Origin of the sequence: Parafilimonas terrae (assembly GCF_900115755.1) — a bacterium.
GTDB classification, from domain to species: Bacteria; Bacteroidota; Bacteroidia; order Chitinophagales; family Chitinophagaceae; genus Parafilimonas; species Parafilimonas terrae.
Map to the genome: position 1 here is coordinate 365,816 of NZ_FOXQ01000003.1, position 20,995 is coordinate 386,810.

A 20,995-nucleotide genomic window follows, 5' to 3' on the forward strand; every position below is an offset into this window, starting at 1 on the left:
CAGTTTAAGCCTTCCTTCGCCGGCGGGCATACACATAGTTGATAATTAATACAACTATTAAAATAACAAGGCCGAAAAATTCACGGGTTTCTTCAATCCATGGTTTTTCGGCCTTCATTGTTGCAGCAATATCTTCCGCATGATGCTTTGTTGCCCAGTCAATCAGCCCGTTGGCATCAAATATTTTATAAACAGCATACCCCAGGTAAACTATAATGCCGATAATGTAGGCCGGCGGATAGAATTTATTCCTGAAAGCCAGCCAGCATAAAATAGCAGGATATAAGTAAATAATTATCCATTTAATGCCGTCGGGATCGTTGTACTGTAACGCAGCGAATAAAACAAACAATATGCAGCAGGTGATATTAAATATTTTCATGGCTGAAAGTTAAAGCGAAAAATGTTTCAACCACGTTTAAACGTTCCGCACATGCTTACAGCTCCGGATCATCAATAAAATTCACCTTGCCTTCAGATTGTGCATCTTCCCATTTTAACATCAGGCCGCTTAACTTAAAACGTATATAATCTTCATCCTGCAGGTTGAATGCTGTTATAGCTGCATCAGGATGCAATAATTCCATCAAACGGTTCAGCTTTTTTATATCAGCATCGGGCAAAGCTTTGTCTATAATAAGCAATTGAAAGTTTTGCGCATTCATGGCATTTACAGCATCTTCTATATTGTTTTCATAAGTAATATCCAGGTGCTGAACGCCTGCTGCTACATTTTGTAAAGTATTAGTATTACTTGTTTCATTTATTACTGCGTATGCCTGTAATGTTTTCATGTTAACCTCTTCTTTGTACAAACTTACAAACACCAAAAGCTGCTATCCATTAACATAGGATAAGTTCAGGGTTTTACCCGGCAACTATTCTTCATAAAAAACTCCTCATTTTGTAAAAAGATCTTCAGCCACAGATGCACAGATTTTATTTATGTATGTGTGGCTGATAATTCTCTTATTTTTTTATTGATTAAGCATAACCGGTTCTAAAATATTGGAAGCCCTTACCAGGGGATAGCAATAAACTTTTATGGTTTGCCTACACAGCAAGCAATTGCTTAAATTGCTTTTTATTTTACGTTATGCAGGAAGATTACAAGTCGCTTATTCACCTGGTGTTTATTGGTATTATAACATTGTTTCCGGTAGTAAATCCTATCGGTACTGCATTTATTCTAAATCCATATTTTGATAACCTTACACGCAAACAAAGAAAAAATGCAGTAAAAAGAATAGCCTTATATGCCTTCATCATTTGCACAGTAACTTTATTTATAGGGCACTGGATACTGGAGTTGTTTGGTATTTCCATACCGGTTATACAACTGGCAGGTGGTATAATGATTTGCAAAATGGGATGGGAATCTTTATCTGCCGGCAATAACTCATCAGAAAACCAGGTAAAGGCTGCTCACACTGCAGCAGCAGTTAATGTTGACAGGTTGCAGGATAAACTCTTTTATCCCATTACATTTCCCGTTACTGCAGGCGCCGGTACTATTTCGGTATTGTTTACATTGGGCGCCAGGAGCACACACGAAGACATGAAAGCCTACCTTATGAATACAGGTGCGCTTATGATTGCCATTATGGTTATATGCATACTGATTTACATCTTCTATCTCAATACAAAATCGCTCATACAATTTATGGGGCCGAAAGGAGAAAACGTGGTTAACCGTATTAGCGCTTTCCTTATATTTTGCGTGGGTTTGCAAATAGCCGTAAATGGCATAAAAGTTTTGGTACAGGCATAGAACTAATATCCCCAATACAAACTCTTCAATAATACAAGCCTGCATTATTAAGCTATAATAATTCACTAAGATAACTGCATAAAAAAGCTGCCCCGGGAAAAGGGCAGCCCAAAAAAACATTGCTTACAAATTCTTTTTCACTTACGGAATGTTGGTTTCATTTAATGATATGCGATCATAATCCATTGTTATTTGGTACTTAAAAAATTTATTTTTGTTTGTAATAAAAACCCTGTTTTTATTACAGTAAAGCGATTATTTATCCTGCGGCTGTAACATCTTGCGCCAAACATTCGCCGCTATGTCCTATTTTGCAATACAGCCAGCCGGCATTGAACAAAGTAAATGCGCTTATTTTCACAGGCTCCTGTCCTTAAATTTTTATCAATATGGCACAATTGATCCGCAAAGAAGATGCACTTGAATATCATGAAAAAGAAAGACCGGGCAAAATTGAAGTTGCCCCCACCAAAGAAACCAAAACACAGCGCGACCTGGCTTTAGCTTATTCGCCTGGCGTGGCAGAGCCTTGTTTGGAAATACACGATAATACAGAGTATGTTTATAAATATACAGCCAAGGGAAATCTCGTAGCTGTCATCAGCAATGGCACGGCCGTATTGGGTTTGGGAAATATTGGCCCGGAAGCGTCCAAACCGGTAATGGAAGGCAAGGGCGTATTGTTTAAAATTTTTGCTGATATAGATGTGTTTGATATAGAACTGAACATCACCAATGCAGACGAATTTGTAAAAGTGGTAAAAGCGCTGGAGCCCACGTTTGGCGGCATTAACCTGGAAGATATAAAAGCGCCTGAATGTTTTGAGATTGAAAGAAGGTTGAAAGAAGAGTTGAAGATACCCGTTATGCACGATGATCAGCATGGCACCGCCATTATATCGGGAGCAGCTTTGCTGAATGCATTGGAACTGGTGGGCAAGGATATTTCAAAAGTTAAGTTTGTAATAAGCGGCGCAGGCGCATCTGCTATCTCCTGTTGCAAAATATACATTGCGCTTGGCGCCGATGTGCGCAACATGTATATGTTCGACAGTAAGGGATTGATCATAAAATCCCGCACCGACCTCGATGAAAACAAGCAGTTTTTTGCGCAGGATGTGCAGCCGCAAAGCCTTGAAGAAGCCATGAATAACTGCGATGTATTTATCGGTCTTTCAAAAGGCAATGTCGTAAGTAAAGAGATGCTGAAATCAATGGCGGACAAACCAATTGTTTTCGCATTGGCCAACCCCACACCTGAAATTGCCTACGACGATGCCATTGAAGCAAGGCCGGATGTAATTATGGCCACCGGCCGGAGTGATTATCCTAACCAGGTGAATAATGTACTGGGTTTTCCTTACATCTTCCGTGGTGCGCTTGATGTGCGTGCCACAGCTATTAATGAAGCCATGAAGCTGGCAGCCGTAAAAGCATTGGCGGAACTGGCAAAAGAACCTGTGCCCGATATTGTGAATGTAGCTTACAACGAAAGTCATCTGCATTACGGGCCTTCGTATATTATTCCCAAACCCATGGACCCAAGGCTGCTGGTTACTGTTTCGCCTGCTGTGGCAAAAGCCGCCATAGAAAGCGGTGTGGCAAAATATCCCATTACTAATTGGGAAGCTTATGAAGCACAATTATATAAACGCCTCGGCACTGATGATAATATTCTCCGCTTCATTATAAACAAAGCAAAACAAAACCCGCAGCGCGTGGTATTTGCCGAAGCAGAAAATATTAAAATACTGAAAGCGGTGCAGGTTGTAAAAGACGATGGTATTGCTATCCCGATTTTATTGGGTAACGAAAAACGCATACAAAAAATAATTGAAGAGAATAACCTGCCTTTGAAAGACGTGCAGATTATTGACCCCAAGAGCGAAGAGATGGATGCGAAGTGCATTGAATTTGGCGATATATATTTTGAGAAAAGAAAACGCAGCGGTTTCAATTTATATGAAGCAAGGCAGGTAATGCGCGAACGTACTTATTTCGGTTGCATGATGGTGGCGCAGGGCGAAGCCGATGCCATGATATCCGGGCTTACACGGCGTTACCCTGATACGGTAAAACCTGCGCTGGAAATTATAGGTATGGAATCCGGTGTTAAGAGAATGGCGGGCATGTACATTATGCTTACTAAAAAAGGCCCGTTGTTTTTTGCAGATACCACGCTCAATTTCAATCCTAATGTTGAGCAGCTAAAAGATATTACATGCCTCACTGCAGAAGCAGTTAAGAATTTTAATATCAAACCGCGTGTAGCTATGCTGTCTTATTCCAATTTTGGAAGCAGTTCTTCGCCCGAAGCCAAGCTGGTTCGCAGCGTGGTAGAGCAAATAAAAATAGAAAATCCTGGTTTGGTAATTGATGGTGAGATACAGGCTGCCGTTGCATTTGACCAGGATTTGCTGAAAGAAAATTATCCTTTCTCCGACTTTGTAAATGAATCGCCCAATGTGTTGATATTCCCTAACCTGGCAGCCGGCAATATTGCCTATCATTTAATGCAGGCCGTTGGCGGTGCAGAAGCAGTGGGCCCGGTATTGCTCGGCTTAAAAAAACCGGTGCATGTTTTACAACTGGGAAGTTCTGTAAGGCAAATTGTAAATATGGTGGCAATAGCCGTTTGGGATGCACAGATTAAATGTGCTAAAGAGAAATAAGCTGATGACATCCTGCATTAGCACCTGGTAAAAAATAAAAGATTAAAAGAATTGACAAAGCAAGATTCGCAAAGTCTTGCTTTGTCAATTCCCATATCAATTACTCTATAAACAACACAGGAGCCCCCAATTATTATTAACCTGAAATAAAACAGCCAAAATTATTTTGCTATTTCATTTTTTATCATTTTACTTTGTATTTCAAAGCACTTTTAATTACATCAAATACCTTTCACAATGAAAGCACAAAAAAGTTTATCCCGGCCTGTTTCCCGGGTAGCAGCAATAACCCTTCTTTTGCTTGCAATACCTTTTACAGCCATGCAGTTTACCAAAGAAGTAAACTGGAGCGCATCAGATTTTATTATCATGGGTTTGCTGATATTCGGTACAGGATTATCTTACGTATTCCTTACGAGATATTCTTCCGGCTTTACGCACCGGGCAGCTTTTGCACTTGCTGTTGGTACCACGTTTTTATTAATATGGGTTAACCTCGCCGTCGGGCTTATTGGTTCAGGGCCTAACGCTGCCAACCTTATGTATGCAGGCATTGTAGCCATTGTTATTATCGGCACCCTCCTCTCCCGCTTTACCAGCAAAGGCATGAAGCACGTGATGTTCATTGCGGCTTTTGCACTGGCAATATGTGCCGGCATACAGTTGCTGGCCAAAATGTATGAATATGCAGGCAGCTCTGTAACAGAGATTATTATGGTGAATGCATTCTTTGCCATGCTGTATGCTATTTGCGGCCTGCTGTTCAGGCATATAGCTTTAAAGCTGCCGCCTGCAGCAGCATAACTTTATATGCATGCAGATATACAGCCTTCTTTACGTACAGCAATTTCTGCGCAAAGTAAAAATCAGCGGCACTAAAAACTGGTGCTCATGTGCTGGCCAAATTGAATGATGCAGGCTTAATAATAAGCGCATAACAAACTCTTCTATCTCTCATGCTAAAAACTTACTTTGCGCTTTTTGTATTTATAAACTGAATGTTTAACATGAGAAAAATTTCCTTGCTTCTGCTTGCTGCATGTATATCTGCTGCTGGTTTTGCGCAAAAAGATTCTGTAACTGTAAGCGATTATGCACGTGCTGAAAAAATGCTGTCTGCCAACCTTACGCCATATATCTATAACAATGTGAGCTATGGCAAATGGATAAACGATAACCAGTATGCTTATCAAACACGCACAGCACAGGGGGTTAATTATGTTATGGTTGATGCAGTTAAAGGAACACGCACCAGCTTAACTGATAAGCCTGAAGGCCTTGGTGGCAACAGATACGGCTCCGGCAATAAAGAAGTGCTTTCTCCTGATGGCAAAAAAGCAGTATTTATAAAAGATTATAATTTATGGGTGAGGGATGTTGCCACCAACCAGCTTACCCAACTTACAACAGATGGCGTTGAATATTACGGTTATGCAACCGACAACGCCGGCTGGACACATTCTGATAATGCCATTGTAAGATGGTCGCCCGATTCAAAAAAAATCGCCACTTTCCGGCAGGATGAACGCAAGGCCGGCGATATGTACCTTGCCACAACCAACGTTGGGCATCCAACATTGCAGCACTGGAAATATCCATTGCCCGGCGATACCAATATTATTATGATTGAAAGAGTTGTGATTGATGTTGAAAATCCTAAAGTGATCCGCCTTCAAATTCCCCCTGATCCGCACCGTGCTACCTTAAGCGATGATATTTCAAGCAGCGGCACATTTGATGATATAAGCTGGAGCGATGATGGTTCTCAGTTTGCTTTTGTTTCCACTTCAAGGGATCATAAAATTGAAAAAGTGCGCATAGCCGATGCTAACAGCGGCGCTGTACGGGAAGTGTTTGAAGAAAAAGTACCCACGCAATATGAATCAGGCTGGGGCTCTATTAACTGGAAATATTTGCCTGGCACAAAAGAGATCATCTGGTTTTCAGAACGCGATAACTGGGGCCATCTGTACCTGTATGATGCAACAACAGGCAAGCTCAAAAATCAAATTACAAAAGGCAATTGGGTGGTTACGCAAATGTTGCATGTGGATGAAAAAAGCAGGACGATTTATTTTCTTGCCAACGGGCTTGATACAGCCAATCCTTATTTCACGCATTTTTATAAAATTGGTTTCGACGGAAAGAAATTGGTGCCGCTTACGCCTGAAACAGGTTTTCACAGGATTACCTTTTCACCTTTAAAAAATTATTTTATTGATGATTATTCGCAGCCCGATGTTCCCAATACTGTTGTACTACGCAATACAAACGGAAAGGTTATTACAACGCTGGAAAAAGCAGACGTCAGCCCGCTGAAGGCAATTGGCTGGCAACCGCCAAAACCTGTAACCTTAAAAGCGCATGATGATACAACAAATATTTATGGATTGGTATTTACGCCTTCTAATCTTGACCCGGCAAAAAAATACCCTGTTGTAGTATATATCTATCCCGGCCCGCAAGGTGGAAGCATCGGCGGTAATTGGGGCTTCTCTCCTGCCAGGGGCGATAATCAATCGCTGGCAGAACTGGGCTTTGTAGTGGTTGCCATTGAAGGAACGGCTAACCCGCTCCGTTCAAAATCTTATCATGATATGAGTTATGGCTTTATGGCTGAAAACACTTTGCCCGACCAGATTAACGGCGTAAGGCAACTGGCTGCACGTTATGATTATATTGATACAAACCGTGTAGGCATCTGGGGACATTCCGGCGGTGGTTTTGCCACAGCTTGCGCCATGTTTAAATTCCCCGACTTTTTTAAAGTGGGTATTTCAGAATCAGGTAACCATGATAACCGCAATTATGAAGATGACTGGGGTGAAAGATATATCGGCCTGCTTGTAAAAGATGCTTCCGGAAAAGACAATTATGAAGCGCAGGCCAACCAGGTTTATGCCGGCAACCTTAAAGGAAAATTATTGCTGGCGCATGGTATGCTGGATGATAATGTTCCGCCGTACAATACACTGCTGGTGGTTGAAGCGCTCGAGAAGGCAAACAAAGATTATGATCTTATCATTTTCCCCAACAGCCGCCATGGTTACGGCGCATTTTCTTATTACATGATGCGCCGCCGCTGGGATTATTTTGTAACGAATTTATTGGGCGCTGCGCATCCTAAGGAGTATAGATTATCTAATCCAATGGGCGGAAGATGATCTTCAACTAACATAGCATCCGTTTGTTGAAGATTAATAATCTTGCTTTGAATACCCGGTCAGACCGCTGGCACGGCCGACCGGGTTTAATTGCGTTTCTTGCCAACTTTTATTCCCAATATTTTTCTTGGCTGGCTGTAGGTTACCAATATGTTTGTTTCACAATTGGGGTTATTAGGGTCATGAATAATTTTCGCAGATTCTACCGTAACATCTTTTGCTGATTGCAGGCGTTTGCAAAGCTCCGATAAGGAGATTGCCTTTTTTTCAGAATTGGCTTTAACCAATGTGCCTTCGCCGCCGCAAAAAAACTGGGCAACTTTCTGTGCCGTTACATTTGGGTCTCCATTAGCCACCTTCGTAAGCAATGTTTTCAAATTTGCATCAGTTAAGCTTTTGCGTGCAGCGTTATCAGCCTGGTTTGGCATGCTGCCGCCTGCTGCTGCGTTTGAAGCAATATAAGTGAACTGTGGCGAAGAAGCAGGTGACGGGCCATTTTCCGTTGTTACCATAACAGGCCCCGTCTGGCTGCCTTCGCTAACAATGGCTGTAATTTCTGTTGGCGAAACTATTTGGAATGATTTTGCTTCAATACCACCGAAACTTACCGACTTCGTCCCGTTAAAAAAGCTGCCCATAATGGTTACACTTGTACCGGGGCCGCCACTGGTTGGATAGACGGAGTTAACGGCCGGCGGTATCTTTATTGACCGTGCCGGTAAAGCTTCCGCTTCACCAGGAGTATTACTGCCTGCAGATTTTTTAGGCAATACCACTACTGTTTTTGTATATCGTTTATTACCATCGATGGTTAGTGTTATCATCTGCAAACCTTCTTTGTAAAAATTGAAATCAACGCCGGAGGCGGTTTTCACATCAGGCGAGCCTGACAAGTTCCACTGGTAGTTGTAGCTTGCTTTTATTAATGTGCTGAAATGCGCCGCTGCACCTGCTACTACAGTGTCTGCGCCGATTATTGGAATTGCTGCAAACTGCGCCGTATCTTTTTGCCTTGCGGGCCTGGAAATTATGCTAATTGCAACAGCTTGCAGGCACTTATCATTTTGCGTACATGAAACTGTAAAATCACCTTCTTTCAAAAAACTATGTTGCACAACTGGTTTGCCTGCTTGCTCACGGGTGCCATCACCAAAATTCCAGCTTAACTTATCTTTCGATGTTGCCGGAACAGAAAAAGTAATCGACTCGCCCACATAAAACACATTATTCGTTTGCTGCCTTAAACCTGATGTTGCAATTTCAAACGCAGAACAATCAACATGCGTTACCAGCTTAAAACTTAAAAAAGATGCAGCGCAAACAAGCACTATCAGCATGGTTAACCACACGCTGTCGTCGAGGCCCATTCTTGATTTTGTAAATATGGATGTGGAATTTTTCATAGCATTCAACACGGCTTTTCTAAAAAGATTGATAAGGCGGTTTCATTCCCACCTGGCTTGATAACTGCGCGATATAAGCATTGGCGCTGTTTATTCTTTGCATTAAATTAGCCTGCTCTGCCTGCAGTTTGCCGATGTCGGGTGATTGTGATCTTAAATTCACAAGACTGGAATTGGCGCTCTTCAGCTTATACAAAGCGTCTATCATCTTTGCATAAATATTATCATTACCCGGCATCGCTTTTTCTTTGAATGCCTGCAGGTCGCTCATGGCAAGTGTTATACGGTTGTCTATAAGATCTGTTTGAACACCGGGTGCCTGAAGTGTATCAATCAACGTTTGCAGGTCGGTAAGCTTGCCCGAAAACTGCGCCATGAATTTTTGTTCCTGCTGATATGCTGTAATTTCTTCCTTCATTTTCCTGTTCTCTTCAAAAGGCACCTGCGTACTAAAAAATACTGTTATAACTATAACAGCTATTGTTATTATAAAAAATATCAGGAAGTTTAAAAAGGCTTTGCGCCTTTCAGGCTGGTTAACTGGTTTCATAGATCAGTATGTTTAAAATGAAATTATATTATCCGAAAAAACGCCTTCTTGCTTTATTTGGCTGCAGCTCCCGGAAGCCGTTCTGTTCTTCTTTTACAAAAATTCCGGAGTCTTTTTTCTTGCCTATAAATTCAAGCTTATGAAGTGTTTCAAATAAAGCAGCAACTACTTTTATAAATTGGGTTATTTTCTGAATATTATTATTTATATCGTTATTATTATACCGTATGGCAGCAAGGCCGGTAAGCATATTTTCAAGTTCGCCTTGCTTTAATCCGCACCATTCACTTATATAATTCATCATCTCTTCCTTACCGGAACCTATACGTAAATCAATCACATTCTTCATTAAACGTGCAAGGCTTACAATGCCTGCAAACAATTCAGCCGGCGATTCGTATAATGTTGCCCATCTTGTTTTGGTTATTCTATCGCTGAGAAATAGGATAAGCCGGTCGCATAAAAAAAGTACTAATTCCGATAATTCGTTCTGCTGATTTTTTCTGTATATCTTTTGCACAATCTGCGAGCAGCGCATTTCAAGCGTTGAAAAGAAATTATCAAGTTCGCCATGCAGGCTTACAAGATCATCAAGCGCTTCGGTGGCATAACAGGGGGGAATATAATCAGCGTCAACTCTAAAATCATTTCCTTCAGCCAAAATTTTACCTACAGTTAAAGCAAAAGGATTATAGGCAAACTGGCTGTACTGGCTATCGCTTATAATTTCAACCGAATAAGCAGGCAATACAAAAGGATACCTCGGAGGGTTTTCAGCAACATCAGGCGTACCGGCAGGTTTTTTCTGATAAGGATTTACTATCAATATTACCCACCATATATTTTCAGACTTTGCTTCTGCAAAACTGAATGTTGTTGATGGGGCAGCATCCAGGTCATTGTTTATATTTTCAACATTACCTGTTGCCGGTAAATTAATTCTTATACCGCCCGGCGTTACAGCCTGGCAAGCTAAAACAGCCACCCTTACGGTGTTCTGATTGTCAACAGATATTTTTACATTAAAGTTGTCTTCGCCTGCAGCAGATGGAGGAATGACGCCAAATCTCAAATGAGAAACATTCAAAGCCGCCACATCATTCAAGGCATCGCGCCAGGCATCATCCTGCGCAATAAAGTGGCTTTTGTTAATCTTCATCCCATCAATCCAGTTTACGGGCAGATGTTTAATGCGGTCTCTCATTATCTAATGTTCTTTATACGTTCACAAATAATTACTGTATTTTCCTTTACACCATTTTCCCTCATTGTTATTTCAGGGTTCAATATACGCTGGCGCTGGTACCATTTTGGTTTTCGGCGAAACCACCACTGGTAAGCATCGTAATCTTTTGTTGCAAACTCAATTGGCGTTTCACTTTGCAGTTCGTTATAATCGTTTATAAAATGATAATACAATTCGCCAAGCTTCATGCCTTCGGGCGCTTTTGCCCTGAAGTATGAGCGGCCGGCATCGCTGTTTTTCTTTGCAATTTCAAAACCTATTACATATAACCTTTCCCTTGGGTCTTCATCAGGCAAATCTATTTGAGCATTTAAAGGATAAGCCCATGTTATAAACCTTGCAGCCGGAATACTGTATGCAGCGTTAAACGTATGATACACCAGCATTGGAATGAAAAACGCAAGACAGCTTAAAAGCATGGGATAAAAGAGATATTGCTTCTCGTTGGAAAGAAAATATTGCAGCGATGAAAAAATAACCACCACAAAAAATATTACAGAAAGCCCAAACATTATTTCAGCCAGGATTATTTTACTGTTACTATCTTCATTATAAGTATGAAAATATTTTTTATGAACAATAGCAACATGTATAGCGCCAAATATTAGAAATATAGCCGCAATAATCCAGTAAACTGCAAAGCTGTGATCGCCTACAAACTTTGAAATATAGGCAACAAGCGAAACAAGAATGGAAGAAACAATACTGTATATAGTTGGCTTTTTACCACTGGCCGAAAACGTTTCAGAAAAAGGCTTAACCAACACCAGTAACGTAATTGCAAACGCCAGAAACACCCCAATATATCCTAAAAAAAATTTGATTGCCATGAGATACCCTTTAATGCAGTTGCATACATATAAATGAGTGTAGAAAAAATAAAGCTTCAGATGCTGTTTGGGTTAATTGATCAAGATGATTATGAATAACGGTCAGCCGCTTCAGGCTTAATCCATTTTATCATTTAAAGCGTCAGGCCGGTAACCGACAATAATGTTTTTTATATCTCAAACAACACATTACAAAGCTTTATTCAGCATTAAAAAATGCATGTGTTATTGTTGCTTGAATGAAGCTTTCCATTCCTCGCCATCATCGCCTTTGTAACCATCTAATTTAACGAGGAAGCTTTTTGCAGGGAAGAATGGCGTTATATGAATATCAAGGAAAATATGATCTTTATGTTCTTCATCTCTTTCAAATCTTATAATCTGAAATTTCTCAATTAGTTTGTCAGGCCCTTGTATGCCATCAAGGAATTTTACAATCTGGGAACGAAGATTTTTTTCCATCTTCACATTCCATAATTCAAAGGCACGCCTGTTGAGAAAATCGGAAAGCACTTTGGCAATAAAATCAAATACACGCACTACAGAATAAGTTTGCATGCCCAGGTTATCGCCTGTGAATAATGTTTTGGCAGAGAAAGGCATTACCTTACCCCATTCGCCAACCAACGGCACAAGCCCAACGTTTTCAAGCTCTGATATTTCTGCTTTTTTCTGATCGAAACGCACCGTGTCCACTTCATCAATAGAACCATAGGTTTTACCTGCAACCGGCTGCGATAATTTGGTACAATACATTTTACCGGCAAGCGCTGCAGAGCCCGGAACATACACATCTTCCTCTTCGCCAACATCTGTTTTTTTACCTCTGCCCACAATATAATTGCAGGTCATCATTACGTTTGCTTTATGCGGATCGCCGCTTGTAAGGTTTGCATCGGTAAACATATCCAGCACATCATCCGGGGTTTCAATATTTTCAAAATCTGTAACGAGCATTACTTTATTATTGTAGGCCATCTTCGCCCACTTATCTACCACTGTTGCAGATTTTAAATAACCAGGCACTACAAGCAAAGAATAATTCTGGCGAAGATCCAAGCGGTCAAATTTTTGTTTTAATTCTTCTGCTATATATTCAATAAACCTTGGCTCATCCAAATCTGTAAGCTGCTCCATTGCAGCATTCATCAATACAACATTCTTAAGTTTTGGTGATTCAGTGTTTTTATAAAACAGGTGAACAGAACGGTAAGACTGCTCCATTTCGCGGCTGGCATCCAATACTTTTTTCAGGTTCTGTTTCAAAAGCTTCTCTGCATTCTCAGCTTTCTCAATACTTTTCTCCGCCATTGCTGCAACTGAATTGTTTTCGGTTAAAAGATCGATCCATAATTGCATCTTCTTTTTCAATTCAGCACGCTGCTGTTTCTTGGAAGTATCGGTTAAAAAAATATTGCGCTTGGCTTTGCGAACGGGGTTCATATTATCGGCGCCATCAACCACAGCCTCTAAAAAATCATACCCGCCAGACCTAACCAGCGTGTTTAAAGAAGTTTGCAGTGAAGGCATTTCGGCTATGGCCTGTTTTTCGCCTTCTTTATATTGCAAAACGCTTTCATCTTTTAATTCTGTTGACATATCAGGGAGTTTATGTTTACTGAATAATTAATTGTTGAAGAATTATTTGTTGTCAGCTTCATCAAGCTCGGCAACCAATGCTTTTAAAGCATTAACAAAGGCCTGCTTTGTTTCAGGATTTTCAATTACATTTTTTAAAGACTTATTGGATTTAAGCTGCTTGATGATTTTTAAATAAGCATCATTTTCAAGGCTTAAATTCTTTAAGTAATCGCTCCTGTTGGTTATGTTCTTGATGTCAAAATCGCCTAACCCGGCAAATGCAAAATTTTCTTTTAAGGCAGAGCCATCTTCGCGGTCGAGCTCAACATCGCAGTTAGGTTTAAAATAATCGAAAACCTGTTCTACTGTTTGAAGGTCTTCCACAATTTCCGGTTTTACCGGAGGTTCGTTGGTTAGCTTTTGAACGAACAATGTTTTATTTGGTGAAATCTCAACAAAACCTTCTCCAACCGGGTCTGGTGCAAGAATGGTGGTGGCGATTCCTGGTTTAACTTGTGGCATATTTTCAGTTTTAAAGTTTAGCAATTAAGGCAGCAAATCCCGCCGTTTATTAAGTTAGTTTATTATAAATTCAATCTCGCTTCTTCACATTCACAGGGTTTAGTCGCAAAATATTTTCTGACAGCAACAACAGTTCTTTTGTAATTAATACAACATCAAGCGGTCACTGCTCAATCTTCCATTTTATTTCGTCATTGGCAAAATCAACCAGCAGGCTATTGTCTTTTTTCAATTCACCTGAAACAATATATTTTGATATGGACCTGCTTAACTGCGACCTTATTACACCCGTAATTTGCCTGGCCCCATATTTAGGTGTGAAGCCCGTTAATGCAAGATGCTTTTTTGCTTCATCCGAAATTTGAAATTTAATGCCCTGCTTATCTAATGCTTCCAACAGGTTTTTCATTTGAATTTCAAATATGCGAACGATACTTTTTTCGCTGATAGGTGCGAAAGGAACTATTTCAGTTAAGCGTGCTAAAAATTCGGGCCTGAAGTATTTTGTCATGATTTCCATGAGCTTGTTTGAAGGCGGTATTTCCCCTTTTTCAAACTCTCCTGCAATCCATTCGCTGCCAATGTTGGAAGTGAATATGATAATTGCATTGGAGAAATCACCTTCTTTGCCAAGCCTGTCGTGCATGTGGCCTTCATCGAGTATTTGCAGGAAAGTATCAAACACTGATGGATGTGCTTTTTCTATTTCATCAAATAATAAAACCGAGTAAGGCTTTTGCCGGATTTTATTCACGAGCATACCGCCTTCTTCATAACCAACATAACCTGGAGGTGCGCCATACAGCAAGGCTGCTGAATGTTCTTCCTTAAACTCACTCATATCAAATCTTATCATAGCCTTTTCATCATTAAATAAAAATTCGGCTACAGATTTTGCAAGTTCTGTTTTACCAGTACCTGTGGGGCCAAGAAAAAAGAAAGAACCAATGGGCTGGCCTTTTTTATTAAGCCCGCTCCTGGATTCAAGCACGGCGGCGGCAATAGCTTTTACGGCATGGTCTTGCCCCACTACTCTCTTCTTTAAATAGTCATCCATATTCATCAGGCGCTCTTTTTCCTGCGCCTGTATTTTCCCAAGCGGAATGCCTGTTTTATAAGAAATTACAGAAGCAATATCTTCTTTGGTTACAGTATCTTTTTTTTCATTGGTAAGCAATAATAATTTTTCAAAACTCTGCAAGAGAAAAGCTTCAAACTGATCTGCTGTTTCAAACTTATCGGTTTGTGCAGGCTCTTCCAGCTTGCCTAATAAAACGGGGCTTATTTTATTTTGCAATACATTATTCAGCCATTTATATTCTGCAAACAATTCATGTTCCGGTTGTTTATCTTTTCCTGCTTTTATTTTTTCAAACTCAGCTTTTAAATCTTCCAGTTCTTTTTTATTGGTATCAACCATTAATTTAATAGCTGCCATTGTTCTGTCTAAAAGATCGATAGCCACATCGGGCAGCCTCCTGTCGCGCAAATAACGTTTGGATAAACGCACGCTTTCTTTAATAGCTTCCGGCTCTACTTTTAACTGGTGGTGTTTTTCAAAATTGGGGGCAAGTTTGGCAAGCATTTTTTCTGCAGCAACCACATCGGGCTCGCCTACATTCAATGCTTCAAAACGGCGCGTAAAAGCAGGATCACTTTCAATATATTTTCTATATTCATCGTTTGTTGTAGCGCCAATCACTGTTATTTCGCCCCTTGCCAATTCTGGTTTTAAAAGATTGGCAGCGCCGCCACCAATACCACCGCCGCCTTTATTATCGAGCAGTATATGTATTTCATCAATAAATAAAATAGCCTTTGGAAATTGCTTTATCTCTTTCAATATATTTTTTAACCTGTCTTCTATTTCTCCTTTATAAGAAGCGCCGGCAATTAAAGCGCCAAGGTCAAGTTCAAAAAGTAAAGAATCAGCAAGCTGTGCAGGCACTTTATTGTTTATAATATCCAGAGCAAAACCATCAATCAACGCTGTTTTGCCCACACCGGCTTCACCTGTTATAATTACATTGGGCTTTGTTCTGCGGCCAAGAATTTCAATCATCATTCTTGTTTCCTTATCCCTTCCAATGATCGGGTCTGTTTTTCCTTCTTTAGCTAATGCAGTACGCTCAATACAATATTTATATAAAGCGCCGGAAGATGTATTGGTTTTATTTTCGGCTGACGACTTTACCGCGTTTTGTATGCCATCATCTTTAAAATAAACATCCAGTATTTCTTTCTCTTTTACAGGAAATGATTTGAGTTGTTCCGATGTAAAGGCAACGCCTGGCTTTGCCAAAGCTACCAGTGTGGCGATAGGCGTTATATTGTCTAATCCCATTTTCATACGCACATTATCCGCTTCTTCAAAAGCTTGTTTAATACCATCATCGCCATTTATATTTTCTTTGGTTTTAGCAGCTTTTGGCGCATCTTCTATATGTACTTCAGCCCACTCCATAATATATGCAGTGTCTTTACCAATTGAATCAATAAAATCTTTTAAGCCAACATCTTTATGCAACATTGCCCTTAATAAATGTGCGGGATAAAAGAAATCATTATGGTATTCCCTGGCTAAAGACTGTGCTATTTCAACAGCCGTTTTCATTGATTCGTTCAAAGCAATAGTTGACATTTATACTGTTTTTCGTATTGGTTTATAATAGGATTATCAGCATAACTTAATCGCTAAAAAATGCATTATGGAAACGAGGTTATCTAGGGCGGGCAGATCATATTATGATAATAAATGTTTATCGGGGATTTTTTTGAGAACAGGTTGTTCAGGAATTTACATGAATAAATTCAAGTTAAGTTTTCAGCGAATAGACATACCGGATAATAATAATGCAAACAATTTAAACGATTGCTATAGTATTCGTGTTTTCGATAACACTATAATTACGACAATTAAAAAAACTTTTCGTGAGTATTGTTTACTATAAAACACCGCTGGCCTTTGGAGCTGTTATTGAAGGGAAAGAATTGCCCGTATGCGACTTGCTTACATCGGTAACAAAAAATCTTGAACTGATTATTATGACAAGGTTTGGAGAGCACAGAAGCGATTCAACTTTTGGTTGCGAAATATGGGATCTGGATTTTGAATTGATTGTAAGCGCAAGGCTTTGGGAAGAAAAACTGCGCCAGTCTTTACTTAAATCAATAAGCACACACGAAAGCCGGTTGTCGGATATAGATATAAACGTTGCTGTAACCGATATGGAAAAATTTAACGGCATAAAACAGTTTGTTGAAATAAAGAAGCGGGTTGAGATTGAAATTTATGGAACGCTTCATAAAACAGGCGAGCCCGTTCATTTTAGAACGAATTTATTTTTAAGCCCGCTTTCAGTAGATTAAGTTTTGTAAATGCTGAGTCAATGCCGTTCACTTAATTTTAAAATATACAATATTCAATGTTCAATTTGCAGAGAGCTTTACAATTGAACATTGCGTATTGTTTTGTTCCTGCCCGACTGATTCGGTCAGGCGGGGAATATTGAGTATTTTCTTAAATCAACAACATCGAATATTTAATCTTACTTAAAATAGTTTCTAAAATTTATTATGCCTTCTGAATTTGACGCCTCAAAAGAAATGATTAAAACCAGGATGCTTAAGCATGCGCTTAACTACTGGAACATTAAAAACAGCGATGATCTTGATCCTGCTGTTAAGCTCATTCTTGAAGCATTATCTACAGAGCTGTATAGCCTTAGCAACGAAATAAAAGATTCGCAGGTAAGGGTACTTGAGAAAGTATCAAGCCTTATGGCGCCGGATTTTTTAACCTGCCCAAACCCTGCACACGCTGTTATGCACGCCCTGCCAGTTGAGCCTGCTGAAGTATTATCAAACACCGCTAATTTTTATACGCAAAAAAAAATATCATCAAAACAGGATGAAGTATTAGACACTTCACTTGAAGTATATTTTACACCGGTTGATGCTATACAATTATTTGATGCGCAGGTTTCATACATAGCCACGCCTGAACATTTATATGCCTGCAATACCACAACAGGTAAACAGCTTATTGCACACAGCAGGCAGAAGCAAACAGAACGAAATACACTTTGGATTGGCTTAAAGATCAACCCAAAACTTACAGACATTAATAACCTGTTTTTTTATTTTGATCTGAAAAATATTGAGCCAAAACTTGCAGGGCGCATTTACCAGCTTCTGCCTATGACAGAATGGTATATTGATGAAATTGAAATTAATGTTGAGCAAACACTTAAATATGCCGAAAAAGAGGACAGCTTAAATGCTTACGAAAACCTCTTTCTTGAATACGATGTACTATCCCTGCTTGAAAAAGATATAAAGCATTATTATAACCAGCGTTTCGTTACAATAACAGATACAAAACTTAAAAATATTAATGATAGCATATCTGTTTATCCCACATCATTCAATAATAATTTTTCAGAAAATGACCTGCAGAAATTAACGGAAGAACTGCTCTGGATAAAAGTTGTATTTCCCGCAGCAATGCTGCCTGAGTTTTTTGAAGAGCTGCAGGTTTTTACCAACGCATTCCCCGTAATGAACCGGCAGTTAAACGATTTAAAATTCAGGCTGAAAGGTGGCAGCAATATCATACCGCTTAAAACAAATGGCGTTGACCAGTTCCTGTCAGTTCATTCGCTCACAGATAACACCCATGCTTATAAACCGGTGCCTTATAAAAAAACCGACGAAGATGAATATGGCACTTATACTTTGCGCAACGGTGGCGTGGAAAGATTTGATACAAGAAATGCAAAAGACTTTATTAAATACCTGCTGGAATTATTGCGCAGCGAAGGCGCTGCATTTTCTTCGTATGGATACGATTTTATGGCCACCACACTCAAAGAAATGAACCAGAAAATTTCTTTGATGGAGCAGAAAACAAAAGGCTATGGCATTAACGGCAATGAAATTCCGTATTACATAATTGCAAAACCATTTGAAGGGTTTGACATGATGTATGCAAAATATTGGACAACACTGGCTGAAGTTGCCAATCATATACGCGCCAATACAAGATTGCAACTAAACAAAGGATTAACCGTAAAGCAGGATTCTCTTGTTTTAATAACAGGAACCGTCGGAGGTAAAAACAAATTGCGTGCAGATGAAAGATTGCAGGCTTTCAGGTATGGCATTATGACAAGGAACCGTATTATTACAAAAGAAGACATCCGCAATTTTTGTTTTTATGAATTAGGCGATAAACTAAGTAATGTTGAAATAGAAAAAGGTTTTGAATTATCGCCGCTGCCAAAAGAAACATTCAGGAAAACAATAGATATTATATTAACGCCCTCTGATGATGAATCATTAAATGCCGCAACATGGGAAAACCTGTGCGAACAGCTTAGAACAAAGCTGCAACTGCGCTCAGGCATCAGTAATAATTACAGGATATTATTAAACCAGAAAGTTTAAACAGCATGCATTCGCTTCCACATACTTTTTTTGGCAATTATGATATTGATTTTAAAGCCGAGGTGATTGCTGCGGAAATGATTGAACATGGCCTGAACGCAGACAGGGTAATGATCTTATTATCCGGCGGCTCTAAACGATCTTTCAGAAGCGATGTTACATTAATTGAAGATGAATTATCTGAATACGACCATAAAGAATATACACTTATAAATACAAGCCGGGAAGGCATTTACGATATGCTTCCCGAAGGTTTATTTCATCAGCCCACACCGCATAAGAATGTAAAAACGGAGAAGGAAATTATAAAAAGCATTAAGCAACGCAGGCAGGAAGAAGTAAATGCAAGAAAATTTTTTCTGCCGTTTGAAACGGTTATAAACTGCCTGCGAACCCAGATGGCCTTGTATGAAAACAGGCTTGATAAACGTTCTCATTATGATGACCTGGTAAGCATTTTTGCCGACAAGTGGGAAATATTCCAATACCTTGATGCAAGGCAATCCAACATCTTTATTTTATTGATTCCTATTCTGCATAATCTTCGTGATGATTTTAATGCTATTGAAACTATTTTAGAAGCCATGTTCCTGTTGCCTGTAAAAATTTGCCTGCAACCGCAACTGCCGCTGCAACCAGCCAATCCCGCAATAAGTGTTTTAGGAGATAGTGCGCTTGGCATAGATTTAACCACCGGCAATATGCATTTAGATACGGGGGAAGATGAAATTCATATTGCTATTCATTGCAAAAAAAATAAGGCTCTGCAGCTATTTATGCCCGGCGGCCATAATGAAAAAATATTGCAACTCTTATACGATTATTTATTGCCTGTACATTTGGATGTTGCTACAACCTTTGAATTAGATGCAAGCGATAAAATAACAAAACTTGCTGATGAAAAAAGTTTTTATAATAGTGTTTTAGGGGAAGATACCTGGCTTTAACTTAAGGCAGGTTGCTAACACTGCCATCAGGTTTTTGTTTCTCAGCAGCAATTAACCGCTCCCATTCCTGCTGCTTTTGTTTGTTACGGCTATGATTGGTTTGCACATCATAACGGGCATCGGCTTCATCAGCTTTTTTTGTCATTTCTTCCTGTAGTTTATCTAATTTATTGTTTAATTCCTGTTCAGTCAGCGCTGATAAAGCTGCTGCCTTTTTATGAAATTCCCTTGCACCCAAAGCAATAATATCATAATGCCCCTGCTCATGTTTCAGCAAAGCTTCCGCCACAGCCCTGTCGCCGGAAACAACGCTTCTCACCACACCGCAGTTATCAGGCACGAGAAATATTTCAACTGCAAATTTCCCTATAACAATGGCATTACCTTTTCGCTGAAATTCATCTGCATCCAATTTCCAGCTCACGCTTATTCTTGCATCTTCTGATTTGCTGGCAGGCAGCGAATTTGGGAAGTCCGCCCATGTTAATATTCTATTGAAATTAATTAAAGCCATCAGGCAAATGTATTATTATTTGCAAGCAGCCAGCTTATGCAACGGACATATAATGAACATCATATCATAAGAAACCCTTACTGATTTTAAAATTGAAGAGGATGGCTTCAGGCGCTGATACGCAAGAAAGAAATACACGATTCGCGCATAAAAGTTGCACGTAAACCGAGGCAAAACCGTGTAAACTAAGGATGTGCTAAAAAACAAGAAAGCCCGTCCACATTGCGTTGCACGAGCTTTCTTTAATTAACCCAAGTTGCTAGATAAAAGAGGGTGAGCAAAGAAGAAATTATTTTTGAGTTACCACACCAAAAAATAATAGCGATGCTCACCAGCGATAAAATTAT

Annotated in this window: 17 protein-coding genes; 7 read left to right on the forward strand and 10 right to left on the reverse strand. The window is 39.7% G+C overall.

The genetic code is table 11. The features are described 5' to 3' along the window. Positions 1–4 precede the first annotated feature (4 nt). Entirely contained in the window at positions 5–382 is a 378-nt protein-coding gene (locus tag BM015_RS07870; protein WP_090657041.1) for a transmembrane 220 family protein, read from the reverse strand. 55 nt (positions 383–437) lie between these two features. Then, a complete protein-coding gene (locus tag BM015_RS07875) occupies positions 438–794 on the reverse strand; it encodes a hypothetical protein (protein ID WP_143075791.1) in 357 nt (118 codons plus the stop codon). Positions 795–1,096: 302 nt separating this feature from the next. Here BM015_RS07875 and BM015_RS07880 point away from each other — a divergent pair, with 302 nt between their 5' ends. From BM015_RS07880 to BM015_RS07895, 4 genes are all read left to right on the forward strand, one after another. Beyond that, positions 1,097–1,771 carry a MarC family protein gene (locus tag BM015_RS07880; protein WP_090657045.1) on the forward strand — a complete coding sequence of 225 codons (675 nt, stop codon included), beginning with the start codon at positions 1,097–1,099 and terminating at the stop codon, positions 1,769–1,771. Between the two features lie 389 nt (positions 1,772–2,160). Beyond that, positions 2,161–4,443: an NADP-dependent malic enzyme gene (locus tag BM015_RS07885; RefSeq protein ID WP_090657047.1), complete on the forward strand. Its 2,283-nt coding sequence runs from the start codon at positions 2,161–2,163 to the stop codon at positions 4,441–4,443. 237 nt (positions 4,444–4,680) lie between these two features. After that, positions 4,681–5,247: a hypothetical protein gene (locus BM015_RS07890; protein ID WP_143075792.1), complete on the forward strand. Its 567-nt coding sequence runs from the start codon at positions 4,681–4,683 to the stop codon at positions 5,245–5,247. A 203-nt stretch (positions 5,248–5,450) separates the two neighbouring features. Continuing rightward, positions 5,451–7,607, forward strand: a complete 2,157-nt coding sequence (locus BM015_RS07895; RefSeq protein ID WP_090657105.1) for a S9 family peptidase — start codon at positions 5,451–5,453, stop codon at positions 7,605–7,607. A gap of 86 nt (positions 7,608–7,693) precedes the next feature. Here the strand turns inward: BM015_RS07895 and BM015_RS07900 are convergent, their stop codons facing one another. The 7 genes from BM015_RS07900 to BM015_RS07930 form a co-directional block, all read right to left on the reverse strand. Next, positions 7,694–9,010: an IPT/TIG domain-containing protein gene (locus BM015_RS07900; RefSeq protein WP_090657050.1), complete on the reverse strand. Its 1,317-nt coding sequence runs from the start codon at positions 9,008–9,010 to the stop codon at positions 7,694–7,696. Between the two features lie 19 nt (positions 9,011–9,029). Then, positions 9,030–9,560: a type VI secretion system TssO gene (tssO, locus tag BM015_RS07905; RefSeq protein WP_090657052.1), complete on the reverse strand. Its 531-nt coding sequence runs from the start codon at positions 9,558–9,560 to the stop codon at positions 9,030–9,032. A gap of 28 nt (positions 9,561–9,588) precedes the next feature. Next, positions 9,589–10,764 (reverse strand): hypothetical protein, encoded by a 1,176-nt coding sequence (locus tag BM015_RS07910; RefSeq protein WP_090657054.1) that lies wholly within the window; start codon positions 10,762–10,764, stop codon positions 9,589–9,591. Then, the gene (locus tag BM015_RS07915) at positions 10,764–11,636 is read right to left on the reverse strand and encodes a TssN family type VI secretion system protein (protein ID WP_090657056.1); all 873 of its coding nucleotides are present in this window, start codon (positions 11,634–11,636) and stop codon (positions 10,764–10,766) included. The genes BM015_RS07910 and BM015_RS07915 overlap by 1 nt, the downstream gene beginning before the upstream one ends. A 225-nt stretch (positions 11,637–11,861) precedes the next feature. Beyond that, positions 11,862–13,235 carry a type VI secretion system contractile sheath protein TssC gene (locus BM015_RS07920; protein ID WP_090657057.1) on the reverse strand — a complete coding sequence of 458 codons (1,374 nt, stop codon included), beginning with the start codon at positions 13,233–13,235 and terminating at the stop codon, positions 11,862–11,864. 42 nt (positions 13,236–13,277) lie between these two features. Then, the gene (locus BM015_RS07925) at positions 13,278–13,739 is read right to left on the reverse strand and encodes a hypothetical protein (RefSeq protein ID WP_090657059.1); all 462 of its coding nucleotides are present in this window, start codon (positions 13,737–13,739) and stop codon (positions 13,278–13,280) included. A gap of 163 nt (positions 13,740–13,902) precedes the next feature. Then, a complete protein-coding gene (locus BM015_RS07930) occupies positions 13,903–16,380 on the reverse strand; it encodes an ATP-dependent Clp protease ATP-binding subunit (protein WP_090657061.1) in 2,478 nt (825 codons plus the stop codon). Between the two features lie 290 nt (positions 16,381–16,670). Here BM015_RS07930 and BM015_RS07935 point away from each other — a divergent pair, with 290 nt between their 5' ends. The 3 genes from BM015_RS07935 to BM015_RS07945 all read left to right on the forward strand — a co-directional run bounded on the left by BM015_RS07935 (position 16,671) and on the right by BM015_RS07945 (position 20,134). Beyond that, positions 16,671–17,108: a GPW/gp25 family protein gene (locus BM015_RS07935; RefSeq protein WP_245751286.1), complete on the forward strand. Its 438-nt coding sequence runs from the start codon at positions 16,671–16,673 to the stop codon at positions 17,106–17,108. A gap of 207 nt (positions 17,109–17,315) precedes the next feature. Beyond that, positions 17,316–19,187, forward strand: coding sequence for a type VI secretion system baseplate subunit TssF (locus BM015_RS07940; protein ID WP_143075793.1), 1,872 nt, complete (start codon positions 17,316–17,318; stop codon positions 19,185–19,187). Positions 19,188–19,192: 5 nt separating this feature from the next. Beyond that, positions 19,193–20,134, forward strand: coding sequence for a hypothetical protein (locus BM015_RS07945; protein ID WP_090657065.1), 942 nt, complete (start codon positions 19,193–19,195; stop codon positions 20,132–20,134). Between the two features lies 1 nt (position 20,135). Here BM015_RS07945 and BM015_RS07950 read toward each other — a convergent pair whose 3' ends face one another. Next, positions 20,136–20,648 carry a DUF922 domain-containing protein gene (locus tag BM015_RS07950; RefSeq protein WP_090657067.1) on the reverse strand — a complete coding sequence of 171 codons (513 nt, stop codon included), beginning with the start codon at positions 20,646–20,648 and terminating at the stop codon, positions 20,136–20,138. Positions 20,649–20,995: the final 347 nt, after the last annotated feature.